The following is a 6872-nucleotide window of genomic DNA, read 5'->3' on the forward strand; positions in this document are numbered from 1 at the left end:
CGCTGAGCATGCTGCTGGTACTGACCGACCTCGACCCGGTCACGGCCTTCAGCGCGGTGCTGGCCAGCGTGAACTGCACCGGCCCGGGGCTGGGCAGCGTCGGGCCGGCCGGCAATTTCAGCAGCCTGACCGATTTCCAGGTGTGGGTCTGCACCTTCGCGATGGTGCTCGGCCGGCTCGAGATGCTGAGTTTCATCGCCCTGCTGACCCCCTCGTTCTGGCGCAAGTGAGCATGGGCCGCCGCGCCTGGCTGGGTGCCAATGAGACGCAAGCGGAGATTTCTGGTTGGGGAAAGTCCTCAGGCAAGAAACCGATTTCCAGGCGCTCCACTGTTGCTGCAGCGCAATAGAGGCCGTTTGGCGCCCGCTACGATGGACGCATGGACTGCACGACCAAACTGGAGGCCGAACTGGACGTCTGCTTCGCGTGGCTCGCCCAGTTCGAGGCCGACATTCCTCACGCGCACGATGTGGTCTCGCGCTGGTACACGAGCCCCGAGCTCCAGGCGTACATGCGCTATTCCTGGTTCAAGGCCTCCACGCCCGGAGAGCCTGCCCTCTGCCTGGCCCACATCCACGTCGCCGAGGGCGCGAGGGGCCAAGGGTATTTCGCGAGGCTGATCGAGCGCTTCCTGGATGGAAGCGACGGCCTGCAGGCGCGCGTGCTCTACCTCGAGAACATCGCGAGCCCGCGGTTCGAACGCTGGCTGCTTCGAGTCGGGTTTCAGCGCTGCGCGCACAGCGCCGGCGAATTCTCCGCGTACTACGTGGTCCGATAGGCGGCGGCGGAAACCGCTCAGGCTGCGGACGGGTCRCCGCTTTTCGGCGGCTGCAACTGCGTGGCGATCCCGTAGAGCGCCAGCAGGCCCAGCACGTGCCCGATCGCGACGCCTGGTTCACCCGATTCGATCCGGGCGATGGTCTGGACATGCACACCCAGTCGGGCGGCAGCCGCGGCCTGGCCGTCGCCGGCACTGGTACGGGCCAGCCTGGCGGCCGCACCCATGTCCTTGATCGCCTGCAGGGCGTCGCCGCCGATGTCTGCCGAAATCCGCTTGCCTTGAGCCATCTGCGGATTGTCGCCGCACAATCGAAGCGTGCCTCGAACCCTGCCCGACCCGCCACCCAAGCCCTACTGGCTCTACCTCCTGGAATGCAAGGACGGCGCGTACTACGCGGGGATCGCGCTCGATGTGGAGCAGCGCTTCTTTCAGCATGTCTTCGGACTGGGCGCCAAATTCACGCGCGCGCGGCCTCCAGTGCGGGTATTGGCGGCCCGCGAATACCCGAGCAAGGGAGATGCATTGCGAGCGGAGCTCAGGCTCAAGGCACTGCCGCGCGCCAGGAAGCTGGGCTTCTTCGACGCCGAGGCGTCCCCCTGAGCGTCTCGATTCCCGCGCAGCACGTCGCCCTATGCCTTGAGCCCCAACCGCCGCGCCAGTTTGTGCAGGTTGCTGGCATCCAGTTCCAGCTGACGCGCGGCTGCGGCCCAGTTGTCATCGTGCAGGGCCAGGGCCTGCCTGATCGCCTCGCGCTGACTGGCCTCCACGACCTGGTGCATGCTGGCGAGGCGTGAAGCGGCCGCACCGCCCGCGGCCTCCACAGGCAAAGGTGCGCCTGCGCTGGCGGGCATTTCCAAGGCATCGAGATCCAGCATGTCCGCCTCCAGAGTCACGATGTCCGTGCGATCCGCGCCCCGGCTCACGGCTTTCAGCGCGGCGCGGCTGATCACGTGCTCCAGTTCGCGCACGTTGCCGGGCCAGCGGTAGTGGCGCAGCGCGTCCTCGGCCTCGATGGACAAGCGCAGGCTGCGCAGGCCCAGGCGTGCACGGTTGAGTTCCAGGAAGCGCCCAGCCAGCAGCAGCACGTCATTGCCGCGCTCGCGCAGTGGAGGAATCGGGATCGGATAGACGGACAACCGGTGGTACAGGTCGGCCCGAAACGATCCGTCGCGCACGTGGTCGCGCAGACTCCGGTTGGTCGCGGCGATCACGCGCACGTTCACGCGTCGCGGCCGGTCCGCGCCCAGGCGCTGGATCTCGCCGTTCTGCAAGGTACGCAGCAGCTTGGCCTGGATCGACAGCGGCAACTCGCCCACCTCGTCGAGAAACAGCGTGCCGCCCTCGGCCGCTTCGAAGCGGCCGGGCCGGTCGCTCACCGCGCCGGAAAACGCGCCACGCGCATGGCCGAACAGTTCGCTCTCCGCCAGCGACTCCGGCAATGCCGCGCAGTTGACATGCACCAGAGGCTTGCCGGCGCGTCGCGACAGTCGATGCAGCCGGTGAGCGAAGAGTTCCTTGCCCACGCCGGTTTCACCCAGCAGCAGCACTGGCAGCTCGGAATCGGCGACCACCTGCAACTCGTGCAACAACTGCGTGATGGCTTCGCTCTGGCCCACGACGTCGCTGTCCTCGCGTGGCGCATGCGCATCGGCAGGCAAGGCGCCCCCTGACAAGCGCAAGCCGCGGATCTCGGCTTCAAGGCGGGTGACGCGCACCGCGGCTTCGACGGCGCAAGCGAGCTCCCCCAGATCGCGCTGGGCCTGCGCATCGAAAGCACCGACCTCCAGTGCGTCCAGCGTGATCACACCCCAGCGCTCGCCCTCGACGTCGAGCGCCATGCCCATGCAGTCGTGCACCGGCATCGGCTCGCCGGCGCGCTCGGCGATCAGGCCGTCGTAGGGATCGGGCAGCACGCTGTCGTGATGGAAGCAGGTGACGCCGCGCCGCTGCAGGATGGCCGCGAGGCGCGGATGGTCCTTGACGGCGAAGCGGCGCCCGAGCGCGTCGCTGACCAGTCCATCCACGGCCAGCGGACGCAGGTGCTCCTCTTCCAGTTTGAGCAACGCCACGGCCCCGCACCCGAAGTGCGCGCGCAGGCTGCCCACCAGCCGTTGCAGGCGCACCGCCACCGGAAGATCGGCCACCAGATCGGCCAGCAGAAGGAGGGAGGTCGCAGCAGTGGTCATAAACACCCCAAATGGTACATGAGACCATTTTCAAATAGGGTTGTATGTACCATTTACTTTTCAAGGCATTGATTCATAAGGACTTTTTCTTGGCATGCCGTTCGCATAGGACCTGCAACCCTTTCCCACCACCAAGGAGATCTCCATGGACCTGATGAACCAATCCCTGGGCCAGTTGGCCCGGCGCATCCCGGGCGCCACGCGCGTTTTCGATGCACACCAATTCGACTTCTGCTGCGGTGGCAACCAGACCCTGCGCACGGCGGCCGAGGCGGCCGGCGTCGATGCCGCGCCGATCGTCGAGGAACTGCGCACGCTGGAAGGCCGCGCTGCGGCCGGCGACGCGCAAGACTGGGGCGAAGCAAGCGCCACCGATCTGGTCAACCACATCCTCGCGCGCTTCCACGCCGTGCACCGCGAGCAGCTGCCCGAGCTGATCCGCCTGGCGCGCAGGGTCGAGCAGGTGCATGGCGAGCGCGCCGACTGCCCGCGCGGCCTGGCCGACCACCTCGTGGCCATGGCGCAGGAACTGGAGAGCCACATGCGCAAGGAGGAGGACGTGCTGTTCCCGATGATCGCGCGCGGCCTGGGCGCCAGCGCCACCGCGCCGATCACGGTGATGCGCATGGAGCATGACGAACATGGCGCCGCGCTGCGCCGTCTGGCCGAACTGACCGATGACATCACGCCGCCGCGCGCGGCCTGCACCACCTGGCGTGCGCTCTACGCCAACCTGCGGACTTTCCGCCAGGACCTGATGGCGCACATCCATACCGAAAACAACATCCTGTTCGAGCGCTTTGCGCCGGCCGTGGTGCATTGACCCAGGAGAGACCGACATGGGTCCCTACAAGAAGCTCTGGTTCACGCTGATCGGCGTGTTGATCGTGACCTTTTCGCTGCTGGGCTACTACGGCGCCGAGGTCTACCGGCAGGCGCCGCCGATTCCCGCGCAGGTTGCCACTCAAGACGGCAAGGTGCTGTTCGACCGCGAGGGCATCCTCGACGGCCAGACGGCCTGGCAGTCGGTGGGCGGCATGCAGCTCGGCTCCATCTGGGGCCACGGTGCCTACCAGGCGCCCGACTGGACGGCCGACTGGCTGCACCGCGAGCTGACGGCCTGGCTCGAACTGGCCGCGCAGCAGGCACACGGCAAGGCCTACACGGCGCTCGACGGCCCCACCCAAGCCGGGCTGCGCGAGCAGCTCAAGGCCGAGTACCGGGCCAATCGCGTCGATGAAGCGCAGGTGCTGAAGCTCTCGGAGCGCCGCGCACAGGCCATCGCCCAGACCGCCGCCTACTACGACCAGCTGTTCTCCGACGCACCCGCGCTCCAAAAAAGCCGCGAGCACTTCGCGATGAAGGAAAACACGCTGCCCAGCGCCGAGCGGCGCCAGCAGATGACGCAGTTCTTCTTCTGGACTGCCTGGGCCGCCGCCACCGAGCGGCCGGGCCAGAAGGTCACCTACACCAACAACTGGCCGCACGAGCCGCTGATCGGCAACCAGCCGAGTGGCGAGAACATCGTGTGGTCGGTCGCCAGCGTCGTGGTGCTGTTGGCGGGGGTGGGATTTCTGGTCTGGGGCTGGGCCTTCCTGCGCGATCACGATGAGCCGCTGCCCGCCGCGGGTGCGCGCGACCCGCTCACCACCTTCGCCCTCACGCCCTCGCAGCGGGGACTGGGCAAGTACCTGTTCCTGGTCGTCGCGCTGTTCATCTTCCAGGTGTTCATCGGCGGCTTCACCGCGCACTACACGGTCGAGGGGCAGCAGTTCTACGGCGTCGACGTCTCGCGCTGGTTCCCCTATGCGCTGACCCGCACCTGGCACATCCAGGCCGCGCTGTTCTGGATCGCCACCGGCTTCCTCGCCGCGGGGTTGTTTCTTGCGCCGCTGATCAACGGCGGCAAGGATCCGAAGTTCCAGCGCCTGGGCGTGGACGTTTTGTTCTGGGCACTGGTCGCCGTCGTCGTGGGTTCCTTCACCGGCAACTACCTGGCGATCGCGCAGGTCATGCCACCCGAATGGAATTTCTGGCTCGGCCACCAGGGCTACGAGTACGTGGACCTGGGACGCCTGTGGCAGATCGGCAAGTACATCGGCATCCTGCTGTGGCTGGTGCTGATGCTGCGCGGCGTCGTGCCGGCCCTCCTGAAGAAGGGCGGCGACAAGAACCTGCTGGCGCTGCTCACCGCCTCGGTCGGTGCCATCGGCCTGTTCTACGGCGCGGGCCTGTTCTACGGCGAACGCACCCACCTCTCGGTGATGGAGTACTGGCGCTGGTGGGTGGTGCACCTCTGGGTGGAAGGCTTCTTCGAGGTCTTCGCCACCACGGCGCTGGCCTTCATCTTCTCCACCCTCGGCCTGGTCTCGGTGCGCATGGCCACGGCGGCCAGCCTGGCCTCGGCCTCGCTCTTCATGCTGGGCGGCATTCCCGGCACCTTCCATCACCTGTACTTCGCCGGCACCACCACGCCGGTGATGGCGGTCGGCGCGAGTTTCTCCGCGCTGGAGGTGGTGCCGCTGATCGTGCTGGGCCATGAGGCCTGGGAGAACTGGCGCCTGAAGGCCCGCGCGCCCTGGATGGAAAACCTGCGCTGGCCGCTGATGTGCTTCGTCGCCGTTGCCTTCTGGAACATGCTGGGCGCGGGTGTCTTCGGCTTCATGATCAACCCGCCGATGTCGCTGTACTACATCCAGGGCCTGAACACCACGCCGGTGCATGCACACGCCGCGCTGTTCGGGGTCTACGGCTTCCTCGCGCTGGGCTTCACGCTGCTGGTGCTGCGCTACCTGCGGCCTCACTACTCGTTCAGCGCCCCCCTCATGAAGACCGCCTTCTGGGGCCTCAACGCCGGCCTGGTGCTGATGATCTTCACCAGCCTGYTGCCGATCGGCATCATCCAGTTCCACGCCAGCGTGAGCCAGGGCCTGTGGTACGCGCGCAGCGAGGACTTCATGCAGCAACCGCTGCTGCAGACGCTGCGCTGGGTGCGCACCTTCGGCGACGTGGTGTTCATCGTCGGGGCCGTCGCGATGGCGTTGCAGGTGGTGCTGGGCCTGCTGGGCCAGGCGCCCGCGCTGCCCCAGCCCAAGCGGCGTCTGGGCGAGGCGCGAGGCTGAGCGTCTGCGGTCCGGCTTCCGACCGTGGCCGAGACCAACTCCGCCCAGGTGGCGTGCTCGCGGATCCTTGAGCGAATGCGCTCGAAATACGCAGCCTCGTCCATGCCCTTTGGCACGATGATCCCCCGCGTGTCGGACAAGGCGGCTTCGAGCCTTGACCCGTAGGGATTGGCATTGTTCATGTCCGGCCGACCACAGGAAGGGCCCGTGTCGTGTGACAGCGATTCAGCGAAACGTTATGGCTCCGCCGGACCCTCCCAGGTCCGGCAGGCCGAGGAACGCGGCAAGCGAATCTTGACGTCGTGCAGGGAACGGCTTGGCGGACTGGTTGCCTGCGCACCGTGCCAGAAACTCCTATTGAAGTGTCGATTCCCGAATCGTGTCTGCGGACTGTCGGAGCTGGCGCTGGAGCTTTCGATCGAGCCGGCTGGACTCACGGTGGGCGACGATCTCCCAGAGCCATCCACCCGCCACGGCAATCGCGACGACACCCAGCGACACAATCGAATCCATACGCTCCTCCCGCGAACACAACCCGCTCACTGTGCCGCCGCGTGCGATGCGTGGCATCCCCCCGATTGTTGAGACGTCGCAGCCTGGCAGCCCCCGGCGGCCACCAAGGCGTTCAAGACCCGGTCCCCTTGGCACCGCGGCGCCGCAACGCATGGGGGTGATGTCGACCGAGATGATCGCGCGTCGCAGCCTCGACGGCCGGCAAATTCTCATGCAGACGGCGCAGAAGGTCGAGAAGAACCTTGCGCTCGGCCACCGTCAGTACCGACA

Annotated in this window: 6 protein-coding genes and 1 pseudogene; 5 read left to right on the forward strand and 2 right to left on the reverse strand. The window is 67.0% G+C overall.

Annotated elements, in window-relative coordinates:
- A pseudogene (locus AC1D2K_RS26710) lies at positions 1–230 on the forward strand (TrkH family potassium uptake protein); the annotation flags it as partial.
- 149 nt (positions 231–379) lie between these two features.
- Entirely contained in the window at positions 380–778 is a 399-nt protein-coding gene (locus AC1D2K_RS26715) for a hypothetical protein (protein ID WP_478092364.1), read from the forward strand.
- Positions 779–795: 17 nt separating this feature from the next.
- On the opposite strand, the gene AC1D2K_RS26720 is transcribed toward AC1D2K_RS26715, so the two are convergent.
- On the reverse strand, positions 796–1068 hold the full coding sequence (locus AC1D2K_RS26720) for a helix-turn-helix domain-containing protein (RefSeq protein WP_478092367.1): 273 nt from the start codon (positions 1066–1068) through the stop codon (positions 796–798).
- A gap of 28 nt (positions 1069–1096) precedes the next feature.
- Here AC1D2K_RS26720 and AC1D2K_RS26725 point away from each other — a divergent pair, with 28 nt between their 5' ends.
- Positions 1097–1381: a GIY-YIG nuclease family protein gene (locus AC1D2K_RS26725; protein ID WP_478092368.1), complete on the forward strand. Its 285-nt coding sequence runs from the start codon at positions 1097–1099 to the stop codon at positions 1379–1381.
- A gap of 29 nt (positions 1382–1410) precedes the next feature.
- On the opposite strand, the gene norR is transcribed toward AC1D2K_RS26725, so the two are convergent.
- Positions 1411–2967 (reverse strand): nitric oxide reductase transcriptional regulator NorR, encoded by a 1557-nt coding sequence (gene norR, locus AC1D2K_RS26730; protein WP_478092370.1) that lies wholly within the window; start codon positions 2965–2967, stop codon positions 1411–1413.
- Positions 2968–3112: 145 nt separating this feature from the next.
- Between norR and ytfE the strand changes: the two genes are divergently transcribed.
- Entirely contained in the window at positions 3113–3790 is a 678-nt protein-coding gene (gene ytfE, locus AC1D2K_RS26735; RefSeq protein ID WP_478092371.1) for an iron-sulfur cluster repair protein YtfE, read from the forward strand.
- Between the two features lie 16 nt (positions 3791–3806).
- Positions 3807–6089, forward strand: a complete 2283-nt coding sequence (locus tag AC1D2K_RS26740) for a nitric-oxide reductase large subunit (RefSeq protein WP_478092373.1) — start codon at positions 3807–3809, stop codon at positions 6087–6089.
- Positions 6090–6872: the final 783 nt, after the last annotated feature.

It is taken from the genome of Variovorax sp. P1_H12_2 (assembly GCF_056405335.1).

Coding starts and splice junctions, on each gene's coding strand:
- AC1D2K_RS26715 (WP_478092364.1), top strand. CDS start 380: ATGGACTGCACGACCAAACTGGAGGCCGAACTGGACGTCTGCTTCGCG.
- norR (WP_478092370.1), bottom strand. CDS start 2,967: ATGACCACTGCTGCGACCTCCCTCCTTCTGCTGGCCGATCTGGTGGCC.
- ytfE (WP_478092371.1), top strand. CDS start 3,113: ATGGACCTGATGAACCAATCCCTGGGCCAGTTGGCCCGGCGCATCCCG.